Below are 22719 nucleotides of genomic sequence, written 5' to 3'. Positions count from 1 at the left end.
TCCCGGAGAGACCGCCCGCCAGAAGGCGCCTCCACATGAGCCCCGCGCAGGAGGCACCCCCGATGACGCACCCTCCGGCCACCGCCCGTGTCCTCCTCGCCTCCGCGCTGTCCGTCACCGGACTGCTGACCACGGCCGCCTGTTCCATCGAGAACGAACCGCGGCCCCGGTGGTTCTCGGCCTCCGCCCCCGCCACGGCCGTCTCGCCCGCCGGCGAGCAGCCCGCCGGCTCGGGGGCCTCGCTCACCGATGCCCTGGTCCAGGCCGCGCTGATCACCGAGGCCGATCTGGGCGAGCCGTGGGGGCCGACCCGGGGTGCCAGGACCTGGCGGGACGGGCTGCTCAAGGCGACCACGGAGAAACGCGACTGCCAGCGGCTGCTCGACGCCCTCTACGCAGAGGACCTCTTCGGCACCCCGAAGGGCCCGCACGCGGTGTCCGCGCTCGACGACGCCGACACCGACGCCCAGTTGCGCTACCAGGTCGCCGCCCACCGCCCGGCGGACGTCGACCGCGCCCTCACCTGGATGAAGTCGCTGCCGCGCCTGTGCGGCCAGTTCGCGGCCGCGACCACGCGCGGCGGTGTACAGACCGTCGAGGTCAGCAAGATGCCGCTGCCTCCGGTGGGGGACGCCCGCCAGGCCCTGCGGGTGACGCTGGCCGGCGAGACGGAGGAGGGGGAGCTGACGTACCTCACCATGGATCTCGCCGCCGCGCGCGTCGGCGAGGAGGCCATCACCGTCACCAACGCCGGCCTGGACGAGGTGCACGCGGAGGTCACGCAGCAGACCGTGCAGCTCGGTGTGCAGCGGCTGACCGATCTCAGGAAGCAGGGCCGGGCGCAGATCTGACCGCTCCCCCCGGTCCTGTCAGTCCCGTTCGAAACGCGTCCGGTGGGCGAGCACGTCGCGTGCCACCTCGAGGGCCGTGCGCCCGCGCGCGAAGGCGTCCGCCCGCAACCGCGCGAGCGCGTCGTCCGCGCCTACGCCGAGCTGCGCCATGATCATGCCGACGGCCTGGTAGACCTCGTCGTGGTCCGCGGCCAGCCCGCTCAGCCAGGCCTCCCCGTCTCGCGCCTCGGGCTCGTCCCCGCGCGCCAGGGCCGTCAGCGCCACCGTCATGACACCGGCCACGAGCCGGGCCACGTGCAGCTGGCGGGCGGTGAGCCCGCCCGGGCTGTCGCGGTACAGGTCGAGGGTGCCCACGTACACCGCGTCGCTGCCCAGCGGCACCGCGTACACCGCGCGCACCCCGGCCGCCGTCGCCTCCTGGGCGAAGACCGGCCAGCGTCCGGCGTCGCGGCCCGCCGCCAGGTCGCAGGCGAACACGGGCGCGCCGGTCTCCACAGCGCTCTGGCAGGGGCCGTCGCCCAGCGTCGCCTGGAGCTCGGCCAGATGCGCGGCGCGCGCGTTGCTGGCGCTGAGCTGGACGGGCATGCCGTCGCTGCGCAGCGACACGCTCGCGCCGACCACCGGCAGCAGCTCCACCGCGACCTCGCACAGGCGCCCCGGCACCTCACCGGGCTCGGCGCCCCGCACGCCCCGGGCGATCACATCGGCGGCCCGGATCCCGTCCGGGTCCAGGTCACCGCCGGTGCGGCGAGAGCCGGGATCACCGCCGGGGTCGTCCCTGGACCGCACGTCAACCGCCTCCTCCTTCGATCAGCCCGGCGCACATCAGGGAGGGCTTCACGGCTGCCAGGGCTGTTCGAGCAGGCCGGTGAGGGGGTCGGCCGTGCACGCCACGCGCCTGGCGGGCAGGCCGGCACCACACGCCCCGTCGGCCTGGCACCCGCGCGCTCAGGAGACCTCCCGGACCTCCCGGAATCGTGCCCCGACTACCCGGCACAGATGGGGTGAAACTCCCGCTCAGCGCTTCTCGTACGGGTTGTCCGGCTGCGGCACCCGCCGTACGGAGGTGACGTCGAGGACCGGAGGCCAGGCGGAGTCCGTGCCCAGTTCGCCCCTGGGGTGCCAGGTGCCGGTGACCGTGACCCAGGTGTCGACGGGCGGGGCGTCGGCGCCGCGCACCTCGGCCTTGCCGGTCGTGGCGTCGGCGGCGCAGCAGGAGACGAGGAGCCGGGTGACGTACCAGGTGCCGTCGTCGTCGCGGGTGACGAAGCCGGTGAGCCGGAGCGTACGGCCTTTCAGCGAGCGACTGCTGTCGTAGACCGCCCGGGAGCCGAACTCTCCGAGGGTCAGGTCGAGGGGGTTCCCGGAGGGCAGCGCGGGGAAGCCGCCGACGCCCTGGGCCGCCCGCTGCGCCGCCTCGCGCTCCGCGCTGTAGGAGCCGAGGGCGGGCGGCGGGAACAACAGCAGGGCCAGGGCGGGGAGAGCGAGGAGCCAGGCGACGCGGGGGCCGGCGGGGCCGTGGGTGTGCCCGTCGTGCTCCTCGTGCCCACCATGATCCCCGGGCAGCTCCTCGTCATGCTCCCCCGAGGTCCGCACCGCCACCCCCACCACCGCACCCAGCAGCACCAGCCCCACCCCCGACGCCACCAGGTACGGCCGCAACCCCGCCTGGACGTACCGCAGGTACAGCTCGCTGAAGAGGGACACCCGCAGGATCGCCGCGCCGACGAGGGCGAGCAGGACGGCCGGTCCGTAGCGCCTCACAGCAGCCACCACCCCACCAGGACGCTGCTGGCCACGGCCACCAGCCAGGTCGCGGACGAGAACCGCAGCGCGAAGGCCCGGCCGAAAGTGCCCGTCTGGAGGGCGATCAGCTTCAGGTCCACCATCGGCCCGACGACCATGAACGCCAGCCGCGCGGTGGGCGAGAAGCCGCTCAGCGACGCCGCCACGAACGCGTCGGCCTCACTGCACACGCACAGCACGACCGCGAGTACGGCGAGCAGCAGCACCGACAGCCAGGCAGACCCCGTGAACACCTCCAGCAGCGACCTCGGCACGACGATGTCGAAGGTCGCCGCGGCCGCCGCCCCGAGCACCAGGAAGCCGCCGGCGTGCAGGAAGTCGTGCTGCAGCCCGGCGACGAAGGCACGCGCCCCGCCACCGGGCGCGGGACCCCCACCCCGCTTCGGCGGCCGCAGCCACTCGTCCCGCCCGAACCGCGCCCACAGCCAGCCCATCACCACGGCCGTGGCCAGCGAGGCGACCAGCCGGCCGAGGACCATCTCCGGCTGCCCGGGGAAGGCGATCGAAGTCGCCACGAGCACGACGGGATTGATCGCGGGCGCCGACAACAGGAACGCGAGGGCAGCAGCCGGGACCACACCCCGCCGCATCAGGCTGCTCGCCACCGGCACGGACGCGCACTCGCAGCCGGGCAGCACGACCCCCGCCGCGCCCGCGACCGGCACGGCGAGCGCCGTACGGCGGGGCAGGAGCCGGGTGAAGACCCGCTCGGGTACGAACGCGCCGATCGCCGCCGACACGACCGTGCCGAGCAGCAGGAAGGGCATGCCCTGAACGGCGATCGCGGTGAACACCGTCCACCAGGCCGCGACCGGCGGGGTGTAGAGATCGAGCGCGAGCAGGGGCCCGAGCACCGACCCCACCGTCACTATGGCGATCAGCGCGGCGCCGCCGAGGCCGGTGTACACGAGGGCGCGCAGGCCCAGCCGTATGCCGTCGCCCACCGTCCGTTGGTTCTCCACGCGCCCGCCCGTCGTTCACATCCCGGGAGGGAGGCTAACCCGCACGACTGTGCGGAGCCCCTGTTTCCCCACAGAGGAGCCTGTGTGGGGAGCTGCTCACAACGGAGGCTGGGCGGGAGGCGGCCCGAGGGTCGTCGTGCCGGGGGCCGTACGGTGTCCGAGGCCCGTCCGGTACGCGTCCAGGGCCGCCTCCACCCGGCCCGTCCGCCGGAGCAGATCGCCCAGGAGCCGGCACAGGTCGGCCAGGTCGCCGGCCGCGCCCGCCCGCTCCAGCAGGCTCAGGGCGCGGACGTAGTGCTCCTCGGCGACCTCGGTCCGGCGGGCGTCCTCGGCGATGATGCCGAGCAGCCGGTGCGCGGCGGCGGAGTGGACGGCGCCGCGCTCGGAGGAGAGGTCGTCGAGCACCCCGTGCAGCAGGGCGGCGGCCTCGTCGGACTCGCCGCGCCGATGGAGCACATCGGCCAGTTCGACGGCGACCTGGCTGCTGTAGAGTGCGGCGCGCTTGGCCGTCAGCATGCCGAGGGCCTCCCTCAACTCCGCTTCCGCCCGCTCGAGTTGCCCGTCCTGGGCGTACACATAGCCGCGCATCCAGTGGCAGTTGGCGAGTTCGGTGCGGATCTGCAGGCCCCGGTACAGCTCGGCGGCCTTGGCCAGCGAGGCGTCGGCCTCGGCGAGGCGGCCCTCGGCTACCAGGGTGCGGGCGACGGACCGGTGCATCCGGGCGACCAGGGCCGGATCGCCGCACTGCGGGGCGAGTGCGAGCGCGAATTCGGCGGCCTGAGCCGCTCGCGCGTGCGCACCCATGTCCATATACGGCCCGATGACGCTGGCGTAGAGCAGCAGCAGGGCGTCCGGGTCGTGCAGTCCGCCCCGGTTCAGTTCATCGAGGGCGGACTCCAGCAGATAGACGGCGTACCGCAGCTCCCCGGCGAGGTAGTGCGCCACGGCCCGGCCGCGCAGGGCCGGGACCCGGGCGGGCAGCGGTGCCCCGGCCAGACAGGCCTCGGCCCGCTCGAAGTACTGCCGGCCCGCCACCAGCTCGCCGGTCTCCAGGGCGCACTCCCCGAGACCCAGCAGCGCGGCGGCCTGTTCCGCGGCCAGCCCCTGCGTCTCGGCCTCGACGAGCAGCTCGGCGTACTGCTCCGCCGCCGGCTCGGCCTCACCTACGGCGAAGGTGCGCTGGGCCTCGGTCAGCCGCAGCCGCAGCTCGGTCACGAGCCGCGCCGAACGCCCGGTGGCCAGCTCGTCGAAGGCGACCCCGAGCCGCTCGGCGAGATGCCGCAGAGCCTCGTCGGAGGGCCGCACCCGGCCCGACTCCAGGGTGGAGACATAGGCCGGTGTGTACACGGGTTCCGCCAATTGCCGCTGCGTCAGTCCCCGTTCCACACGCAACCGCTGCACCCGGCGCCCGATCGTCCCCGGATCGTCACGCTCCCCCACGCCAACTCCCCCTGCCCCTCTTGCCGTTCGCCATGAACAGCCCCTAGGTTAAACGGAGTGTTAAGCCGAATTGTCGAACCTGCTTAATACGCTGCCGCCGTAGCCACCGCCCCAGTTGCGAGGTCGCCGTGCTGAGCCGCACACGCACCGCCGAGCGCTACACCAGAGGTCTCACCGCGGCGGTCATCGCCGTCGCGACACTGCTGCTCGCGGCGAACGCGGGGCCGGCGAGAGCGGACGAACCCCGGCAGGACCAGCAGGCCGTCGCCGAGGCCCGCTGACGCTCCCACCGCGCTCCCTCTCCCACGGCACTTTCGCGCCACCGTCCTGCTTCCCGGCCCACGTCTGTCAGTGGGGTGTTCTAGCCTGCGCAGGCTGATCACTTCTTTCGTTCCGGGAGGTTCGAAACCGTGCACAGACGTATCCTCACGGCCGCGACGGCGCTCGCGGTCCTCTTAGGCACCGGGTCGGCGGCGGCCGCGGACTCCAGCGAGATTCTGCCCCTGAAGTCGACCGGCGACATGGTCGTCGACGGGGTCCACCATCGCGTCTTCATCAGCGATCCGACGGCCGGCCAGGTCGTCGTCACGGACTACGCGGGCACGGTCGTCGGCACGGTGGGCTCACTCCCCGGCGTCCACGGCCTGGAGCTGTCGCCCGACTCGGGCACCCTGTACGCGGCCGTGCACGACGCGGACGCCGTCGTCGCGATCGACACGGCCAGCGCGACCGAGTCCCGTCGCTACCCCACCGGCGCGGGCGCCGGACCGGCCTACGTCGCCCTGGCCGGCGGCAAGCTGTGGTTCAGCTACGGCTCCTCCGGCGACGGCAACATAGGCTCCCTCGACCCGAGCGCCACCGACCCGGCCGTCACCCTGGACCAGGACACGCACCGCACCTTCTACGAGGCCCCGATCCTGGACGCCGCAGCGGGCGCCCCGGGCACGCTCGTCGCGGGCGCGCCGGATCAGAGCCCGGTCGAACTCGCCGTGTACGACGTCTCCTCCGGCGCGGCGAGCCGTACGGCATACGCCTTCGACCCGGGCAGCACCGGCGGCGGCAACCTCCAGGATCTCGCGGTCACCCCGGACGGCCAGGACGTCGTCACGGCCAGCGGCGCGCCGTACTACCAGGCGGTCTACAAGGTCACGGACCTGTCCGCGAACGGCGAGTACGTCACCAACACCTACCCCAACGCGGTGGACATCGCCCCGAACGGCGACGTCGCGGCGGGCACGTTCTCCTGGTACGACCCGGACGTGCACGTCTTCAAGCCGGGCGTCTCGACACCGCTGCGGCAGTACGACTTCCCCAACACCGGCACCAGCAGCGGCGCGGACACCCTCGCCCCGGCGGGCCTGGCCTGGGCACCGGACGCGAGCAGGCTGTTCGCGATCTCGGAGAACGACAGCGAGGTCTATTCGCTGCGGATCTTCGACGCGGCGACGAAGACGGAGTAGGCCTCCGGAGAGACGGTGAGTACGCCGACCTCGGGGTTCTTGGAGTCACGCACGCCGACGCCGTGCAGACCGAGGTCGGCGACCTCGACGCAATCGCCCCCGGTACTTCCGCTGTACGACGACTTACGCCACGTCGCGCTCGTCAGCTTCTGGCTGGTCTCCATAGCGCTCCTCCATCACGTGGGCGATCAGGTCTGCCGAGTCCCGTACCGAGAGGGCAGCAGCTCGCACTTGATCGTAATGGAGCCAACCTTCGCTGACACTATCCGGATTGGCCGTCATGTGCCCTTGGACGAAGTCCTCGGTGTAGACGATGTCCGGGTCGTCATCGAGGCGCAGGAGGTTGAAGGAGCCCTGCACACTCGGGTGCTCCCCCGCAGAGAAGGGCAGCACCTGGATCTTCAAGCGCCTCTCGCTCCGGAAGCTCAACAGGTGCGCCAGTTGGTTTCGCATCACCTCCCGGCCCCCCATGGGCCGGTAGAGGACGGCCTCGTCCAGCACCACCCATACCAGCGGCGGCTTCTCCTTCCGCAGAAGGCGCTGCCGCTCCATGCGGGCCTCGACCAACTCTTCGAGGTTCTCCGGCTGAACCGCGCCAAGCACCGCGCGTGCGTACTCCGGCGTCTGCAGAAGTCCGTACACCAACTGGCACTGGAACGTGGAGATGTAAGTCGCCTTGGCCTCCATCTCCGCATACGCCTGGAACCACGCCGGCAACTGGCTCCGCAGAACCAACCCCACGAGCCTCGAAAAGCTCCCGTCGGTCATCAGCGCCGCATCCGCCCGCTCCGCGAACTCCCTGGTCGGGACCTTGTGGGCCGTTTCGATCTGGCCGACAAGGGAGCCTGTGCAGAAGATGCAGTCCCCGAGTTCCTTCTGGGACAGCCCCGCGCTCTCGCGGTAGCGGCGGAGCTCGGAGCCGAAGTAGTCCAGCGGCGAGGCGGTGGGGTCGAGGCGGCGGATGTTGGGCATGGGCGGTCACCCCCAGGTACGAACGCGGCACGGCGTTCATTTCGGTCTGTAGCCGAGCGTAATCACTCGACTCCACCCTGGTGGCATGAATCACGCAACCCACCAGCCCTGGCCAGGACTTGGCTCCCCAGGCTCTCCAGGCTCCCGATACGGCACTGACTTCACACTTGGTGAGCACTCCGCCCGGCATCTGCGCCGGATCCTCAGGGTGTATCTCATCGCCTGGGAGATGGCCGAACTGTGCGACCCGGCCGGCCTCGCCCTCACCGAACTCGTCGCCAACGTCGTACGCCACACGCCCGACCGGCGCGCCGCCGTACTGATGATGCGGTGGCCGGACGGGCGTGGGGTGCGGGTGGAGGTCACGGACTCCTGCCCGCGACCGCCGCTGTCCACAGCTGTGGACGAACTCGCCGAAGACGGGCGAGGCGTGCTGATCGTCGACGCGGTCACGGACCGGTGGGGCTGGGATCCACTGCCCGACCGGCCCGGAAAAACCGTCTGGTTCGAATGCGATGTGAAGCCGGAAAGAGAATAGCGTGACTATCGGGAATTCTCTCCTGCGCGAGAATCGCGAATATAGCGCCAACCGAAGTAGAGAACTCCCAGCACCCCCGCCGCCGCCCCGACGCCGCACATCACCGTCGCCCACACGGCCATGTCCCGTGTGACCCACAGCAGACTCACCACGACCAGCGCTATGGAGAACAGCAGGCGTTCTCCATAGCCCGGGCCGCGACGGCCGGTCAGTCCCCGGTCGCCGTGCACTTGTACGTCACGCCCTTCATCTTGATGTCGCGGTACCCCACCTTCACGGTCGGGTTGGTGGGAGCGACATCCGTTCCGCCGCCACCGCCGGTGTCCTTCTTGCGGCAGTAGTAGCCGAGCGCGTCGAGCTTCTTGATGTCGCTCATGGCCTGGTACTTCTTGTAGGAAGCGATCATGGCGGCCCGCTTCTGCGCCGGCGTGGCCTCCTTCGCCTTGGTGTAGGCGTAGCACCCGATGCTGGCGCCGATCCCGACCCACGAGGCGCCCTTGGCCAGGGCCTTGGTGAGGCCCGCCGCGCCGCTGCCGATCCCCAGGACCGCGCAGATCTCGTCCGCTCCGGCGCGAAGTTCCGGCTGGGCCGGAGCCGCCTGTGCCGTCTGCGCTCCGGCGGCACACAGCGCGCCGGTCATGGCGAAGGCTATTACGGAAGAAATTCCCTTGCTTCGTACGCTCACGAAGTCCATCCCCGTTCCCCGTTTACTTCAATTGCATGGTCAGTGCGAAATTGAGGCTACCCACGGGGACACACGTACGCAATGGAGGAGTTGTGAACATCATTGGGAGGAGATTCAACCGGGTAAAAATTCCCTCAACGCCTCGTCAAGGCTTTTCGCTATCTCCGCGTCACCCGGCGGACGTTCCGCCGGTCTCCGCGGAGGGTCGTACAAGGCGTCGAGTTCGGTGATGAGGGTGCGGTTCACCGCGCCGTACAGCGGCGTGACCGGTCGGTGCACGGCCTCGCGGAGGGCCGGGTACAGGATGTCGCGGGAGTAGCTGGTGCCGTCGGGGAAACGGTCGGGGGGTGTACGGACCGTGCTCTCGCCGGTGGGGGACGCCGAGGGCGACTCGGCGTACGCGCGGGCGTGCCGGCAGTCGGGGGCGGTGCCGGAGTCCTCGTAGGCGGAGGCGCGGGTCGCGGCGAACCCGGCGCGCAGCAGGCAGCGTTCGCTGTCCGGGTCGGTGAGGAACGCGATGAGTTCCTCGGCCTTCGCGGCCCGCTCCCCGGACATGGACGAGGTGACGGCGAGGTTCTGGCCGCCGAGCACCGCCTTGCCGGGCAGCCGGGTCACACCGAGCTTGCCCTTGAAGGTCTCGTAGAGGGTGGGATAGACGTACGGCCAGTGCCGCAGGAAGGTGGTGCGGCCCTCTGCGAAGGCGCTCAGCGATTCGGCCTCGCGGGACTGGGAGGCTTCCTTGAGCGTGTAGGGCTTCGCCGTACGCTCGCGCAGTTCGCTGACGCCCGCCGTCAGCTGCTGGTCGGTCGCTACGTACTTGCCGTCCCGGTCGGTCAGCTCGAAGTCCGGTACGGCCGAGGCGAACGCCTCGATCGCGTTGACGGTACGGCCCTCGTACGCGGCGAGCTGGGTGGTCCAGCCCGCGTGCTCGTCCTCGGGGTTGACGGCGTCGATCAGTTCCCGCAGTTCGTCCCAGGTGACGCCGTCGCTGAGCTCGGTCCGGGAGGCACCGGCCTTCCGCAGGTGGTCCTTGCGGTAGTAGAGCAGGCCCGCGTCGCTGTTGAAGGGGACCGCGTACCGCTCGCCGTCCCAGTACGACGTGCTGTTCACGGACGGGACGATGTCCTCGGGGGACTTGACGGCCGCGTCCGTCAGCGGGCGGATCATGCCGGATTCGGCGAACTCCGGGATCCAGGTCACGTCGAGGTTCACCACGTCGTAGTCGGCGCCGCCGGACTGGAGGGCGCCGAGCAGCTGGCTGCGCTGCTGGTCTGCGGAGCCGGGCAGTTCCACCAGGCGGGCCCGGTAGCCGTGGCTGCCCTCCTTGGCGTTCCAGGCGTCGATGAGCTGCTGACGGATGCCGTTCTTGCCGGTGACGTCCTGGCCGCTGGCCACCACGATCCGGGTGGAGGCGTCGGCGCCCTGCGGCTGTTCCCGCGGCTCGCCTCCGGTGCAGGAGGCGAGGGCGAGCAGCGACAGCAGGGACAGCGCGGCGGCGGGCAGGCGACGGGCCATCATTCCTCCCGTTCCGACCATCATTCCTCTCCCGTTCCGATGCGGGCGACCTCGTCGTGCAGGGCGGGGACCAGGTCGTCCCCGGCGTCCAGGCAACGGCCCCGGCCGGCCTCGGCGATGAGCGTGCCGGGTCGGCCGCTGTCGCAGGCCCCGCTGTTCAGGGTCACCATCGCCACGGGCACGCCCGCGGCACCGGCCCGGTCGACCACCTGCTCGAGCCGGTCGCCGGTCAGACGGGTGTCGTCCTCGCCGTCGGTGAGGTACACGATCAGCTGCGGCCTGTCGTCCTTGGCGCCGCGCTCCCGCATGAACGTCAGGGCGTCCAGCAGGGCGGCGGACGGATCGGCCTCCGCGTCCCGCACCTTGCCGGTGTCGAGGGCCTCCTCGGCGTCCTTGCGCGGGTGCGTGCCGAAGGGCAGCAGTTCGGTGTGCGTACGGCCTTCGAGACCGTGCACGGCCCAGATCCCGTACTCGTCCTCCCCGCCGAGCCCGGGCAGGGTCTGCTTCAGGATGCCGGGGCCGCCGCTGGGGCCGTCCCACAGACCGGCCATCGAGCCGGAGCTGTCGAGCAGGAAGAGGACCCGGCCGTCTCCGTGCGCGTTGCCGTATCGCTCCAGTGCCCCGTCCAGATCCGACGCGTCGGCGGAGTCCCCCGCGCGGACGGTGTCGGTCAGACCGGCGGAATCCGCCGACCCGGCGTCGAGCAGGGCGTGGTCACCGCTCGCGGACCTGAAGCCCTGCTCGCCGAGCGCCGCCCGGCCTTCCGCACCGGTCAGCCAGGTGCGAAAGCGGTTCGCCTCCTCGTCGCGCGATTTCGCGTCCAGGTCGCCGTGATCCCAGCGCACCCGCACGAAGGTCGGCTCCAGTCCGGGTACGTCGTCGGGGTAGGCGGCGGTGCGCGGCACGCGTGTGGCCGGGTGGCAGCCGACCCCGCTCCTGAGCAGGAACTCCGGGACCAGGGCCGCTCCGCGGTCGTCCACGGCGTCGTCGTCGGGCAGCGTGCACAGCAGCTCGACCGCCGAGGGCTCGGGCCGCTCGGGCCGGGTGATGCGCCGCTCGGCACCACGTACGTCGTCCCCGTCGCCGTACAGGCCCACGGTCGCCAGCAGCGCCGAGCCGGTGAAGCCGGGGTCGGGGCGGTGCACTTCGGCGGCGCCGGGCAGCCCCTCCAGGGCGTCGACCAGTTCCGTCAGCGACCGTCCGGTGGGCTTCCCGAGGGTGCGGGCGAGGTCCTGCGGCAGGGCCAGCACGACCGGCGAATAGGCGAACGGCTCGGCGTCCGGCTCCAGCCGGGCGAAGACCCGGTCCTCCTGTGCGGCGGTGACGCGGCCGACGTCGGCGCCGGTCGCGGGGATCCACACGTCCGGCTGCGGGCCGATGTCCCGCTGCGGGTTGTCGTCCTCGCGCGGCTGCTGCCAGGCGTCGGTCCGCTTGCCCAGCGCGGTGACCACGGTGGCGGCCCCGGCGCTGTAGACGGTGACGCCGCCGCGCCGGCAGCCGTCGTCCGTGGTGTTCGCGTCCGAGGCGAAGTAGGCGTCCGCGGCGGCCTGCATCGCCGGTTCCAGGTCGGGGTCGGTCAGCACGCGCAGCTCCAGGGACGGCGCGCAGGTCCCGGAATCGCCGATGTAGGCGAAGATCCCGTAGCCGCCGGCACCGGTGGCGAGCAGGGCCACCAGGACGGTGAGCAGGGTCCGGCCCAGCCGGTCGGCGAGAGCCCGGACGCCGTCGGCCGCGCGTCTGAGGAGGCGTGACCAGCGGGGGCGGGGCGAGGGGTCGGGCGTCGGGGACGGCGGGGGGGTCGTGGGGGAAGGCCCCGGGGCCGGGGCCGAGGCCGGCCCCGCCGGAGGCGTGGGCACAGGCGAGGGCGCAGGCCCAGGCGCAGGCACGGGCGCAGACCCAGGCACGGGCTCAGGCCCAGGCGCGGGCACAGGCCCAGGCGCGGGCACAGGCCCAGGCGCGGGCACAGGCCCAGGCACGGGCACAGGCCCAGGCACGGGCACAGACCCAGGCGCGGGCACAGACCCAGGCGCGGGCACAGACCCAGGCACGGGCACAGACCCAGGCACGGGCTCAGGCCCAGGCGCGGGCACAGACCCAGGCACGGGCACAGGCGCCGGCGAGGGCGCAGGCCCAGGCAGGGGCACAGGCGCCGGCGCCGGCGCCGGCGCCGGCGAGGGCACCGGCCGCGCCGCCAGCAGGATGTCCGCGTCCGGGTCCCACGGCGGAGCCAGTGCCTGCGGTATCTGCGGGTCCTCCTCCTCCGCCCGGTAACCCGCCTCGCCCATCCGCTGCTTCAGCGTGGGATACAGCTCGGAGAGCCACACCTCCCCGTCCTCGTCGAGGACTTGCGCCAGCTCGCGGGTGAACGGCGTCGCGACGTCGGCGTCCCCGCCCAGGATGCAGCGGTTGGGCTGGACGCTCATCAGGAGGAGGACCTTCTCCTTGTTCCCCTCCGGATCGGGGAAGCGGTGCCAGATCCCCGCGGCTTGGCCCGCGTAGCAGCAGTCCAGGATCACCAGCACCTTCTCGGCGCGGCTCTCCGCGACGCAGATCTCGCCCAGCACCTGGGCGAAACTCACCGCCCCGGGCAGCTCGCCCGCGACCACCTGCGCGGTGCGCATCTGGAGGTGCAGCTCGCCGCCGGAGGTGTTCACGACGGCATGCCCGGCGAAGTAGAGCAGCAGCAGGCCCTGGGCCTCGCGCACGGCGCCGCGCAGCTCGCCCCTGAAGTCCTCCTCGGACGGGGAGGCCAGCACTCTGACCTCGCCCGCGCCGAACACCCCGCTGCGGTTCAGGGCGTGCTGAAGTGTCTTCCGGTTGTGTCGCACGGCGGGGAGCTGGCCGGTCACGCCCTGCGGATCCGGGGCTGTGTGGTCGTATTCGGACACGCCGACGAGCAGCGCCCGGTTGGCTCGGCCGCGCGGGTCGAAGCGGCTCACCGGGCTACTCCCCGTCGGGGCCCAGCGGACGGATCTCCGAATCGGGTTCGCCGCCCTGGAGCCTGCGGCGGTTGTTCTTCCAGGTCTTCACCGCGCGGTTGGTGTACTCGGTCAGCGCCACGACCGTCGCGAGGTCACCGAGCAGTTGGAGGACCAGCTCGATGTCGGGCGGCCCAAGACGCCCCTTGGGGACGTCCGTGCTGGTCCGTTCCTCGATCCGCAGCTGCCCGGCGGAGAGCAACTGCTCCAGCGGCTCGTCCCGTTCCAGCCATGCCCGCAGGGCTCTGACATCGTCCACGGTCGCGCCGGCTCCCAGCCGGACGCGTACGCCTAAGACAGCCACTTCGTCCCCCTCTGTCATACCCGCCATCATGACACCGGGTCAGGCCCCGGGGGCAGACCTTTGACGTGAACCGCGCCCGCGATCGCACGCCCTTTTCACGCCACGCACACCCGGCGCACGCATGCTCAGCCCTGGGTCTGGAGCTGGCGCAGCTGCCGCTGGACGTGATCGAGCGCCCCCTCGCGCCGCCCGGGCACCCGCCCCCGCAACGCGGCGAGTCCGGCCCCCAGGTCGCGTGCCTGCGCGGAGTCGGATATCTGGCCCCACTGGTGGTGGGCCCGGTCGACGGCCGACTCGACGGCGGGCGCGTCCACCGCCTGCCCGGCGTTCAGCCGGGCGGTGGCCACCGCCAGCCAGGTGCGGCAGCTGCGGGCCGCGTCCCCGGCGAACATCGCCAGGTCGGCCCGGACCTCCGCCCAGTGCAGGGCCTCTTCGGAGGCGGGTCCGTGCGCGGCCACGGCGGCCTGCTCGTGCCGGGCGGCGAGCGCGTCGGCGTCCTGGTGCCGGCCGGCCTGGACGGCGGCGGTGATGGCGGTGTGCGGGTCGCCGCTGCTCACCGGTCCCTGTGCGCTGATCACGATGTCCCGGCCGGCGCTCTCCTGTGCGATCCGGGCCAGCGCCTGCTGGTGCAGCTGCTCCGGCGGCGGGCGGAACCCGCTGCGCAGGATCGTCGCCACGGCCTTCATGTACGCCGGTGCCGCGACCGAGCGCCGGGACGGCGGTGGTGCGACGCGCCCGTGGACGGCGGAGCCGCGGCCCGCGTCCAGGGGGGTGCTCCGCAGCAGCTCCCAGGTCTCGGCGTCCGCGTGCAGGTCGAGCACGAGTGTGGTCGCCCCTGCGGGTCTGAGCCGCAGCTCCTCCCGGAACCAGTGCCAGGGGAAGGCCGTGTAGCGCACGGTCGGGGCGGTGGTGCGGGCCAGCGCGAGGTGCGGCAGGCGCTGTTTGCGGTCGAGCTGGAGCTGTCCGGTGACGTACACGGTGAGCGGGCCGGGGGCCGTGGCCGCGGCGCGGAGCCGGGTGAGGACGGCCTGCGGCTCCAGCGGGTCGGCGAGTTCGACGACGTTCGCGGTGTCCGTGCCGGACAGCACGGCGGGCGGCACGGCGGCCAGGACGGGGAGCACGGAGGCGGCGTCCACCAGGCGCCCCTTGCCCAGCGGCGAGGCCGCGAGCAGCAGCACGGTTCCGGGCATCTCTTCCCCTCCCCCGGTCGATCACGTACGGCAGCACCGTAACCTCTGCGGCTGCAAAGGGGGCGATCAGGACCGCAAACGTCCGCCTTCGGGTGGTTCGCCCCCCGACTTGCCAGCGGCCCCCCGCAGGTGTGCCCTGGTAGGCAGGGGCAGGGAGAGAGGAGCACTCTCATGGCTCATGCGGCACCCGCCTCACGCGAGGTGGCCCTGAGGCGCCGGACACCCGATGTCTTCAGCCCACGTGTCCACACGATGGCGAACATCGTCCTGCCCGTCGTCCTCGGGCTCGTCTACGGCTACTGGGCCGCGGCCTTCCGGCGCGACGCCGGACCCATCACGGGCTGGAACCTGCTGTTCGGCTTCCTCACGGCGTTCGTGTTCGCGGTGGTGTTCGCCGCCGTCTGGCAGATCGCCCAGCGGCTGCGCCGCGAGCTGCACGCGCTGATGTGGTTCGTCTTCACGGGCTGCGCGATGGGCTTCCTGTACAGCCAGACCGGCGAGTCCGTGCTGAAGTCCATCGGGCTGGGGCTGACGGTGGGGGCGGGCGTCCTCGTGATGCTGTTCTACCGGTACTACTCGCGCGAGGACGCGACCGGCCACCGTATCGACTGACCGGCTGACGGGATCGACCGACCGGCTGACGGGCCTGCCCTCGTTCGGTTCGACTCGTGCGGCCGATTGCAGTCACACCCCGCGCGGAGCGGGCCCGTGGCGGCTTGCCTGGGAGGGTGCCCGAGTGCGACCGGGCGCCCGTACCCGAGCAGGCGCCCCCACGACTGCGGAACGCCCTGTCGGCCGTTCTGCTGGCCCTCGCGTGCCTGCTCGTGCCGTTCGGGGCGCTCGCGTCCTGGGCGGCGCACGGGCTGACCGACACCGGCCGCTACGTCCGTACGATGGCGCCGCTCGCCGCCGACCCGGACGTGCAGCGCGCGGTCGCGGACGCCGTCGGGGACGGCATCATGCGGGAGGCCGGGCACGAGCTCGACACCGGCTCCCTGCGCGGCGCGGTCGGGCCCTTCGTGCACGACGCGGCGCGTTCCTTCACCCGTACCGAGGCGTTCCGCGCCGCCTGGGACGCGGCGAACGAGGCCCTCCACGCCGCCGTGGTGCACGCCCTGCGCGACGACGGGGCGCAGGCGGCACCGGTCAGCGTCGACCTCGCCCCGGTGGTCGCCCGGGTCAAACGCCAACTCGCCGACGACCATGTGTCGTTCGCCCACCGCATCCCGGTCACCCACGCCCGGGTCCCGGTGCTCCCGGCCGGGGACGTGGACCGACTGCGCAGGGGATACGACGTGCTGGACACCGCCGCCTTCTGGCTGCCGCTCACCACCGCCGTCCTGGCCGTCGCCGGGATCGCCGTCGCCGCCTGCCGCCGCCGTGCGGTCACCGCCCTCGGCCTCGGCACGGCCCTCGGCGGCGGACTGCTGGTACTCGCCGTGGCGATCGGCCGCCGCCTCACCCTCGCCGACCTGCCCGACGCGCTCCAGCGCCCGGCGGCGGGCGCGGTCTACGACGCCCTCACGACCACCCTGCGCACCGTGTCCTGGCTGCTGCTCGCCCTCGGCCTCACCGTGGCGCTCGGCTCGTGGCTCACGGGCCTGTGCCTCGCCGCGCGGCGACGCGGGCGAGCGTCCGCAGCGCCCGCCGCAGATCCGCCTCCGGAGCCGACGCGAGCCCGAGCCTGACGGCGTCGGGCGTGTGGCCGGGGGCGACGGCGAAGGCGGGGCCGGGCGTGACGGCGATGCCGTGCGCGGCGGCGGCGGCCGTGAAGGTGTCGGCGCGCCACGGCGCCGGCAGCTCCCACCAGGCGAAGTAGGCGCGCGGGTCGGACCGTACGGCGAAGCCGGAGAGTTCCTCGGCGAGGATCCGCTGCCGCCGCGCCGCGTCCGCCCGCTTGGCCTCCACCAGCCGCGCCACCGTCCCCTCCGCGGCCCAGCGCACCGCCGCCTCCAGCGCGAACCGCCCCGCGCTCCAGCCGCCCGACCGCACGGCGTCGGCCACGGCACCGACCCGCTGCGGCGGCACGACGAGGAACCCGACGGTGAGCCCGGGGGCGACCCGCTTGGAGAGCCCGTCGACGACATGGGCCAGGGCCGGGGCATGGGCGGCGAGGGGATCACCGGTCCCGTGCCGCTCACCCGACCCGTGCAGGAAGGACCAGATGCGGTCCTCCACGATCGGGAGGTTCAAGTGGTGGATCAGCTGGGCGAGTTGCAGCCGCCGGGTCCGGCTCGTCGTCTGGGACGTCGGATTGTGCAGCGTCGGCTGCACATAGAGGGCGGACAGCGGTGCCGTGCGGTGCGCGGCCGCGACGGCCTCCGGGAGCAGCCCGTCGGGGTCACCGGCCAGCGGCACCAGCGTGATGCCCAGCCGGGCCGCTATCTCCTTGACCAGCGGATACGTCAGCTGCTCCACACCGACCCGGCCGCCCGGCCGGACCAGGGAGGCCAGCACGGCGGCGATGGCCTGGCGGGCGTTGCCCGTGAACAGCAGCCGGTCCGGGGCGGGGCGCCAGCCGGGTGTGGCGAGGAGGGCGGCCGCGGCCTCCCGCGCCTGCGGGGTGCCGGTGGCGGCGGCCGGCAGCAGGGCCTCGGCCAGCACGTCGGGGCGCAGCAGGGGCGCGAGGACGGGGGCGAGCAGCTCCGGCTGGCCGGGGGCGCTGGGGTAGTTCAGCTCCAGGTTGACGGGGGCGTCGGCCGGGCCTGCCTCGGCGAGCGCCCGCCCCGCCGGGGCTGTCGGTCCGGCCCGTACGAAGGTGCCGCGCCCCACCTCGCCGACGACCAGTCCGCGCCGGACGAGTTCGCTGTACACCCGGCCGGCCGTCGACGGGGCGATTCCGCGGCGCCGCGCGAACGCCCGCTGTGGCGGCAGCCGTTGGCCGGGCCGGAGCCGTCCGGTGGCGATGTCGTCGGCGATCCTGTCGGCGATGCGCCGGTAGTCACCCATCGGTCGGTCTCCCCCTTGGATTGCACCGAGAGCAAAGATCTTATTGCACCGAGTAGTTGGGCGGCCTAGGGTCGTCCTCATGGCACCCTTCCTCGCATATGAGGACAAAGGCCCCGTGACCGCCCGGCAGCCGCTTGTCCCCAAGGTTCCCCTGGTTCTCGTCCACGGCCACCCCTTCGACCGCACGATGTGGGCCCCGCAGCTCGAGACGTTCTCGGCGGACCGCCGGGTCATCGCCCCCGACCTGCGCGGCTACGGCGCCTCTCCGGTCACCCCCGCCCTCACGGACTTCTCCGGATTCGCCCGGGACATCGAGGCCCTGCTGGACGAGCTGAAGGTGGAGTCGTTCGTCCTGGCGGGCCTGTCGATGGGCGGCCAGATCGCGATGGACTGCTACCGCCTGTTCCCCGAGCGTGTCAGCGGACTGGTCCTCGCGGACACCTTCCCCTCGGCGGAGACCCCGGAGGGCGTCCGCACCCGCGACACCATGGCGGACCGTCTCCTGGCGGAGGGCATGCGCGGCTACGCCGACGAGGTCCTGGAGCGGATGGTCGCCCCGTACGCCCCCGACGGGGTCAAGGCCCACGTCCACCGCATGATGACCGCCACCGCCCCCGAGGGCGCCGCGGCCGCCCTGCGCGCCCGTGCCCGGCGCCCCGGCTACGACGACCTGCTGCCCCGTGTCTCCGTCCCGGCCCTGGTCGTCGTGGGAGCGGACGACTCATTCACACCGGTCTCCGACGCCCTGGCCATGCACACGGCCCTCCCGGACTCGGCGCTGCACATCATCGACGGCGCGGCCCACATGCCGAACCTGGAACGCCCGGACGTGTTCGACCGGGCGCTGGGGGAATTCCTGGCCCGGGTCGACTCCCGGCAACCTTCCTCCGCCCCACCCCGTCTTTGAGGGAGGATGCGGGCGAACCACCCCGCGAACGGAAGGCCGGCCTGTGAACACCGCCGCTGCCGAGTGGACCGCCACGGACGACGGGCCGGAGCACCGCCCGCCCGGACGGAGACTCGGCGCGGGGTTCGCCTTCCTGCTGCTCGCGGGAGTGAGCGTGGTCGTCGGCTTCCGCACCGCCGACAGCGACGGCGGCACACCCGTCCCGCAGCTCCTCGCCTTCCTCCCCTGGCTGCTCGCGCCCACCGGCCTGGCGCTGCTGCTCAGCCTGCGCTCCCGCTGGTGGCTGGGAACGGTCTGGGGAGTGGCCGTGCTCGGCCTGCTGGCCTGGTTCATCGAGCCGTACGGCAAGGTCGACGACCCCGCCGGCCGCCCGGTCGCCGAGCTGCGCGTGCTGACCTCGAACGTCGAGTTCGGGCAGGGCACCGGCTCCCTGATCGCCGCCGTCCGCCGCGAGAAACCGGACATCGTCTTCGTGCAGGAGTGCGACTACGACTGTGACGCCCGGCTGAAGAAGGACCTCTCCCAGGACTTCCCGCACCGCAGCGCCGTCGAGGGCGGCGGCTCCGAGGGCTCCGTCATCCTCAGCCGCTTCCCGCTCCGGCCCACCGACGGCGTCCCCGGCACCATGGGCATGCCCGGGGCGGTCGCCGACGTGGACGGGCACGCCGTACGGCTTCAGCTCGCCCACCCCATGCCCCCGCTGCCCGGACAGGTGGACCTCTGGAAACGGGAGCTCGGCGCCCTGCGCGCCGCGGCCGCCGGCGACCGCGACGTCCCGCTCGTCCTGGCCGGCGACTTCAACGCCTCCCAGGACCACGCCGCCTTCCGCCGCATCCTCGACACCGGCCTGCGCGACGCCTCCCGCCTGGACGGCGCCGACCGCACGGCCACCTGGCCGGCCCTGACCGCGCCGACGCTCGGCGCCCAGATCGACCATGTGCTGGTGTCGCGGGACTTCGCGGCCCGCGACACCCGAGTGCTGAAGCTGGCCGACACGGATCACCGGTCGGTGATCACTGAACTGACACTTCATCAGCGCCCTGGAAGCGGGTCTTAGCTTCCGGACTTCTCCAGGGCCTTGTCCTCGCCGCCGCGAGTCCGTCGGCCCATAGCTGGTTCACCCGGGCCCGCTCATTGGCGTCCGGAATGTCTCCGCGAACGCCCTGCTCCGCATGGTCGTGGACGGCCCGGCGTACCGGGAATGGCCGGCCCGGGAACGGCCGGCACCCGACGGACCGCACAGACCGCCGAGCCCGGCCCTCCCCTGATCCTCTCGAACGTGCGACTGATCCTCTTGAACGTGCGACTGATCCTCTTGAACGTGCGACTGATCCTCTTGAACGTGCGAGGCTCAGACGCCGATGTCGCGGCCGTCCGCGCGCCACACGGCCACGACCGCGGGCCGGACGTACTTCCCGGGCCCGTCGGGCCAGGTGCTGGCCGGCTTCTCCACGGTCGCGCCGTCGATCTCGCCCGGGTGCTGCACGGCGACGAGGACGCGCCGGTCCTGGATGATCGGCCCGCAGGTCTCGGCGCCCTTCGGCACGGTCAGGAACTGCTTCAGCTCACCGCGCCGCTCGCCCCGGGTCGCCACACCGAACAGGCCGTCGTGCGAGCCGAGCTGGGCGCCGTCGGTGGACAGCCACAGGTTGCCGTAGGGGTCGAAGGCGACGTTGTCCGGGCAGGAGATCGGGCTGACGCCGTCCTTCGGGAACCCGGCGAAGTACGTCGCCGGGTCGTCCGGGTCACCGGCGACCAGGAACAGCGACCAGGCGAACTTCGTGCTCTCCGGCCGGTTCCAGCGCTCGGTGAGCTCCAGCACGTGCCCGTGCTTGTTGGCGTGGCGCGGGTTGGCCTCGTCCGCCTTGGCGTTGGAGCCGACACCGCGGTTGCTGTTGTTCGTCAGGGCGACGTACACCTTGCCGGTCACCGGGTTGGGCTCGATGTCCTCGGGCCGGTCCATCTTGGTGGCGCCCACCTTGTCACCGGCGATCCGGGTGAAGACGAACACCTCCTCCGCGGTCATCCCGTCCACGTGCGAGACGGCACCCTTAGCGGTGGCGGTGGCCAGCGGAATCCACTGCCCGCTCCCGTCGAACTCGCCGTCGCCGGGCAGCTTGCCCGTGCCGTCGATCTCGATGGCGGGGGAGTCACCGGTGAGCTTGGCGACGTACAGCGTCCCCTCGTCGAGCAGCGAGAGGTTGTGCTCACGGACAGCCCGGGAGGTCCCGTGCTTCATCCGCTTGCTGCCGACGAACTTGTAGAAGTAGTCGAACCGCTCGTCGTCACCGGTGTAGACGACGGGCCGGCCGTCCTGCGTGAGCCGCACGGTCGCGGCCTCGTGCTTGAACCGCCCGAGCGCGGTGTGCTTGCGGGGCGTCGACTCCGGGTCGTACGGATCGAACTCGACGACGTACCCGAACCGGTGCACCTCGTTCGGCTCCTGGGCGACGTCGAACCGCTTGTCGAACCGCTCCCACTTGCGCTCGCTGGCCCCGGTCCCGATCCCGTACCGCTTGTCGGTGTCCCGGCTCGCGTTGGCGAAATACTGGTTGAAGTTCTCCTCGCCGTGCAGGGTCGTGCCCCACGGGGTGACACCGCCCGAGCAGTTGTTGAGGGTGCCGAACACCTTGGTGCCAGCCGGGTCCGCGGAGGTCCGCACGAGCTTCGAACCGGCGACGGGCCCGGTCAGCCGGAACTCGGTGGTGACGGTGACGCGCCGGTTGAGCTGGTGCCGCGAGACGGCGGTCAGCTTGCCCGTCTTCCGGTCCCCCTCCACGACAACGGCGGACAGCCCGTGCGCGGCCCAGGCGATCTCGGCCTGCTCACGGGTGGGGTTGGCGGCGTCGTACCCGCGGAACATGAGCACCTCGTCCGTGTACTCATGGTTGGCGACGAGAAGCTGCCGGTTCCGCTCCCCGGGCAGCGGCAGCAGGGCGAGAAAGTCGCAGTTGTACCCGAACTGCCCGGCCTGGGCCTTGGCGGTCTGCTTCTCCGGGTCGAAGGCGGGCGCCCCGCGCAGGATGGGCTCGCCCCAGCGGATGACGACGTTCTGCCCGTACCCCTCCGGCACGGTCACGGCGTCGGTGGTGTTGGGCGCGACGGGCGCGAAGCGCAGCCCGCGCGCGCCCTTGTGTTTACGCCGGGCGGCCGCGGCGGCGGCGTCCACTGCGGGCGCCTGGGCCGGTGCGGCACCGGCAGGCTGCGCCTGCCCGACGCCCACGGCCCCCGCACCCGCGGCGGCCACGGTCACCACGGCCGCGGCCCGCATCATCGACCGGCGGCCGATCGCACCGGCGATCACATCACCGACGTACTCGTTGGAGCTGGTGTTGGGCACCTCGTGGAAGCAGGCGTCACCACACCGGAAACGACAGGTCATGGCGGACCGGCCGCCAGGGTGCGAATCGGACGGCGTTCCGATCAACGGCAGCAGCTTTCGCACTTTGCTCTCTCCTTGGATGCCCTTGGTGTCAGCGTGACCGTAGGAGCACATATGTGCGGGAGCCGGGCGCCTGGATGAACAGGGGGTGAACCTGCGGCAGCTGTACGGCAGTTGCGGCGATTCAGCTGGGCGTCATGTCGGCAGGCCGGATGTCCCCCTTGACAGCGGGGGCCCCGCACACCCGACCCTGCCCAAGATCACACAGGAGGGCCGCTAACCTTACGTGTCCGTCCTGGCCAGGGATTGACGGGCTTCAACTCACGCGAAGGGTTGCGCGCACATGGGCATTCTCACTCTCTTGCGGAACGCGTTCGGACGGTCACGCAAGTCACGGACCGCCGAGGCGGAGGGTGCGGCGCGGCCGACCACGACCACGGAGGAACCGACGGCAACACCGTCGGACGACACCTCCCAGGTCCAGGTCCCCGCCCAGGAGCCCCCGGCGGCCTCCGGCGAACGCCAGACCCCCTCCCCCACGGCGAGCGTCCCCGAGCCCCGCACGTCGTCTCCCAACGAGCACGACCTCGTCTCGGCGGCCTTCGACAATGTGGCGTCGGTGCCTCGTCCGACGCGGTCTTCGGAGACGGAGGACGGGGCGGAGGCGGCTGGGGTTGTCGAGGAGTCGTCGGCGGTTGCCGAGGATTCGTCGGCGACTGTCGGGGAGCCGACGGCGGTTGCCGAGGAGCCGACGGTCGCGGAGAAGGCTGGGGTCGTGGA

The 22719-nt window shown here is 72.5% G+C and carries 21 protein-coding genes and 1 pseudogene; 9 read left to right on the top strand and 13 right to left on the bottom strand.

The window, feature by feature from the left end:
• Nucleotides 1-62: 62 nt before the first annotated feature.
• Nucleotides 63-851 carry a hypothetical protein gene (locus tag ACWIF2_RS26080; RefSeq protein WP_454363112.1) on the top strand — a complete coding sequence of 263 codons (789 nt, stop codon included), beginning with the start codon at nucleotides 63-65 and terminating at the stop codon, nucleotides 849-851.
• Nucleotides 852-869: 18 nt separating this feature from the next.
• Here ACWIF2_RS26080 and ACWIF2_RS26075 read toward each other — a convergent pair whose 3' ends face one another.
• The 4 genes from ACWIF2_RS26075 to ACWIF2_RS26060 all read right to left on the bottom strand — a co-directional run bounded on the left by ACWIF2_RS26075 (nucleotide 870) and on the right by ACWIF2_RS26060 (nucleotide 5059).
• Nucleotides 870-1640 carry a GAF and ANTAR domain-containing protein gene (locus tag ACWIF2_RS26075; protein WP_454363110.1) on the bottom strand — a complete coding sequence of 257 codons (771 nt, stop codon included), beginning with the start codon at nucleotides 1638-1640 and terminating at the stop codon, nucleotides 870-872.
• A 228-nt stretch (nucleotides 1641-1868) separates the two neighbouring features.
• Entirely contained in the window at nucleotides 1869-2615 is a 747-nt protein-coding gene (locus ACWIF2_RS26070) for a TIGR03943 family putative permease subunit (protein WP_454363130.1), read from the bottom strand.
• Nucleotides 2612-3619, bottom strand: a complete 1008-nt coding sequence (locus tag ACWIF2_RS26065) for a permease (protein ID WP_454363108.1) — start codon at nucleotides 3617-3619, stop codon at nucleotides 2612-2614. The genes ACWIF2_RS26070 and ACWIF2_RS26065 overlap by 4 nt, the downstream gene beginning before the upstream one ends.
• A gap of 96 nt (nucleotides 3620-3715) precedes the next feature.
• The gene (locus ACWIF2_RS26060) at nucleotides 3716-5059 is read right to left on the bottom strand and encodes a helix-turn-helix domain-containing protein (protein ID WP_454363107.1); all 1344 of its coding nucleotides are present in this window, start codon (nucleotides 5057-5059) and stop codon (nucleotides 3716-3718) included.
• Nucleotides 5060-5187: 128 nt separating this feature from the next.
• On the opposite strand from ACWIF2_RS26060, the gene ACWIF2_RS26055 reads away from it, so the two are divergent.
• Both ACWIF2_RS26055 and ACWIF2_RS26050 read left to right on the top strand, forming a co-directional pair.
• Nucleotides 5188-5340 (top strand): hypothetical protein, encoded by a 153-nt coding sequence (locus tag ACWIF2_RS26055; protein WP_454363105.1) that lies wholly within the window; start codon nucleotides 5188-5190, stop codon nucleotides 5338-5340.
• Nucleotides 5341-5469: 129 nt separating this feature from the next.
• Nucleotides 5470-6519: a YncE family protein gene (locus tag ACWIF2_RS26050; RefSeq protein ID WP_454363103.1), complete on the top strand. Its 1050-nt coding sequence runs from the start codon at nucleotides 5470-5472 to the stop codon at nucleotides 6517-6519.
• Here the strand turns inward: ACWIF2_RS26050 and ACWIF2_RS26045 are convergent.
• Both ACWIF2_RS26045 and ACWIF2_RS26040 read right to left on the bottom strand, forming a co-directional pair.
• Nucleotides 6477-6683 (bottom strand): DUF397 domain-containing protein, encoded by a 207-nt coding sequence (locus ACWIF2_RS26045; protein ID WP_454363102.1) that lies wholly within the window; start codon nucleotides 6681-6683, stop codon nucleotides 6477-6479. The genes ACWIF2_RS26050 and ACWIF2_RS26045 overlap by 43 nt on opposite strands.
• Nucleotides 6643-7491 (bottom strand): helix-turn-helix domain-containing protein, encoded by an 849-nt coding sequence (locus ACWIF2_RS26040; RefSeq protein ID WP_454363101.1) that lies wholly within the window; start codon nucleotides 7489-7491, stop codon nucleotides 6643-6645. The genes ACWIF2_RS26045 and ACWIF2_RS26040 overlap by 41 nt, the downstream gene beginning before the upstream one ends.
• Nucleotides 7492-7576: 85 nt before the next feature.
• Between ACWIF2_RS26040 and ACWIF2_RS26035 the strand changes: the two genes are divergently transcribed.
• A complete protein-coding gene (locus ACWIF2_RS26035; protein ID WP_454363099.1) occupies nucleotides 7577-8029 on the top strand; it encodes an ATP-binding protein in 453 nt (150 codons plus the stop codon).
• Between the two features lie 208 nt (nucleotides 8030-8237).
• On the opposite strand, the gene ACWIF2_RS26030 is transcribed toward ACWIF2_RS26035, so the two are convergent.
• From ACWIF2_RS26030 to ACWIF2_RS26010, 5 genes are all read right to left on the bottom strand, one after another.
• Entirely contained in the window at nucleotides 8238-8669 is a 432-nt protein-coding gene (locus tag ACWIF2_RS26030; protein ID WP_454363098.1) for a hypothetical protein, read from the bottom strand.
• Between the two features lie 159 nt (nucleotides 8670-8828).
• Nucleotides 8829-10229, bottom strand: a complete 1401-nt coding sequence (locus ACWIF2_RS26025; protein ID WP_454363129.1) for an extracellular solute-binding protein — start codon at nucleotides 10227-10229, stop codon at nucleotides 8829-8831.
• 20 nt (nucleotides 10230-10249) lie between these two features.
• Nucleotides 10250-13168, bottom strand: coding sequence for a caspase family protein (locus ACWIF2_RS26020; RefSeq protein ID WP_454363096.1), 2919 nt, complete (start codon nucleotides 13166-13168; stop codon nucleotides 10250-10252).
• 4 nt (nucleotides 13169-13172) lie between these two features.
• The gene (locus ACWIF2_RS26015) at nucleotides 13173-13466 is read right to left on the bottom strand and encodes a hypothetical protein (protein WP_454363094.1); all 294 of its coding nucleotides are present in this window, start codon (nucleotides 13464-13466) and stop codon (nucleotides 13173-13175) included.
• Nucleotides 13467-13636: 170 nt separating this feature from the next.
• Nucleotides 13637-14701 carry a hypothetical protein gene (locus ACWIF2_RS26010; protein ID WP_454363093.1) on the bottom strand — a complete coding sequence of 355 codons (1065 nt, stop codon included), beginning with the start codon at nucleotides 14699-14701 and terminating at the stop codon, nucleotides 13637-13639.
• A 171-nt stretch (nucleotides 14702-14872) separates the two neighbouring features.
• On the opposite strand from ACWIF2_RS26010, the gene ACWIF2_RS26005 reads away from it, so the two are divergent.
• The gene (locus ACWIF2_RS26005; RefSeq protein ID WP_454363091.1) at nucleotides 14873-15313 is read left to right on the top strand and encodes a hypothetical protein; all 441 of its coding nucleotides are present in this window, start codon (nucleotides 14873-14875) and stop codon (nucleotides 15311-15313) included.
• A 116-nt stretch (nucleotides 15314-15429) separates the two neighbouring features.
• Entirely contained in the window at nucleotides 15430-16389 is a 960-nt protein-coding gene (locus tag ACWIF2_RS26000; protein ID WP_454363089.1) for a hypothetical protein, read from the top strand.
• Here the strand turns inward: ACWIF2_RS26000 and ACWIF2_RS25995 are convergent.
• The gene (locus tag ACWIF2_RS25995) at nucleotides 16295-17650 is read right to left on the bottom strand and encodes an aminotransferase-like domain-containing protein (protein WP_454363087.1); all 1356 of its coding nucleotides are present in this window, start codon (nucleotides 17648-17650) and stop codon (nucleotides 16295-16297) included. The genes ACWIF2_RS26000 and ACWIF2_RS25995 overlap by 95 nt on opposite strands.
• Before the next feature lie 79 nt (nucleotides 17651-17729).
• Here ACWIF2_RS25995 and ACWIF2_RS25990 point away from each other — a divergent pair, with 79 nt between their 5' ends.
• Both ACWIF2_RS25990 and ACWIF2_RS25985 read left to right on the top strand, forming a co-directional pair.
• Nucleotides 17730-18557: an alpha/beta fold hydrolase gene (locus ACWIF2_RS25990; protein WP_454363086.1), complete on the top strand. Its 828-nt coding sequence runs from the start codon at nucleotides 17730-17732 to the stop codon at nucleotides 18555-18557.
• Between the two features lie 43 nt (nucleotides 18558-18600).
• Nucleotides 18601-19614 (top strand): endonuclease/exonuclease/phosphatase family protein, encoded by a 1014-nt coding sequence (locus ACWIF2_RS25985; RefSeq protein WP_454363085.1) that lies wholly within the window; start codon nucleotides 18601-18603, stop codon nucleotides 19612-19614.
• A 294-nt stretch (nucleotides 19615-19908) separates the two neighbouring features.
• Here the strand turns inward: ACWIF2_RS25985 and ACWIF2_RS25980 are convergent, their stop codons facing one another.
• The gene (locus ACWIF2_RS25980; protein WP_454363083.1) at nucleotides 19909-22002 is read right to left on the bottom strand and encodes a PhoX family protein; all 2094 of its coding nucleotides are present in this window, start codon (nucleotides 22000-22002) and stop codon (nucleotides 19909-19911) included.
• Nucleotides 22003-22282: 280 nt separating this feature from the next.
• Here ACWIF2_RS25980 and ACWIF2_RS25975 point away from each other — a divergent pair.
• Nucleotides 22283-22719: pseudogene (locus tag ACWIF2_RS25975) on the top strand (VWA domain-containing protein); the annotation flags it as partial.

The organism is Streptomyces sp. NPDC055506, assembly GCF_053643595.1.
The sequence above is the reverse complement of the archived record's forward strand: the minus strand, read 5'-3'. Positions and strand labels throughout refer to the sequence as shown.

Coding starts and splice junctions, on each gene's coding strand:
- ACWIF2_RS26045 (WP_454363102.1), bottom strand. CDS start 6,683: ATGGAGACCAGCCAGAAGCTGACGAGCGCGACGTGGCGTAAGTCGTCG.
- ACWIF2_RS26025 (WP_454363129.1), bottom strand. CDS start 10,229: ATGGCCCGTCGCCTGCCCGCCGCCGCGCTGTCCCTGCTGTCGCTGCTC.
- ACWIF2_RS26005 (WP_454363091.1), top strand. CDS start 14,873: ATGGCTCATGCGGCACCCGCCTCACGCGAGGTGGCCCTGAGGCGCCGG.
- ACWIF2_RS26010 (WP_454363093.1), bottom strand. CDS start 14,701: ATGCCCGGAACCGTGCTGCTGCTCGCGGCCTCGCCGCTGGGCAAGGGG.
- ACWIF2_RS25990 (WP_454363086.1), top strand. CDS start 17,730: ATGGCACCCTTCCTCGCATATGAGGACAAAGGCCCCGTGACCGCCCGG.
- ACWIF2_RS26040 (WP_454363101.1), bottom strand. CDS start 7,491: ATGCCCAACATCCGCCGCCTCGACCCCACCGCCTCGCCGCTGGACTAC.
- ACWIF2_RS26080 (WP_454363112.1), top strand. CDS start 63: ATGACGCACCCTCCGGCCACCGCCCGTGTCCTCCTCGCCTCCGCGCTG.
- ACWIF2_RS25995 (WP_454363087.1), bottom strand. CDS start 17,650: ATGGGTGACTACCGGCGCATCGCCGACAGGATCGCCGACGACATCGCC.
- ACWIF2_RS26035 (WP_454363099.1), top strand. CDS start 7,577: ATGAATCACGCAACCCACCAGCCCTGGCCAGGACTTGGCTCCCCAGGC.
- ACWIF2_RS26030 (WP_454363098.1), bottom strand. CDS start 8,669: ATGACCGGCGCGCTGTGTGCCGCCGGAGCGCAGACGGCACAGGCGGCT.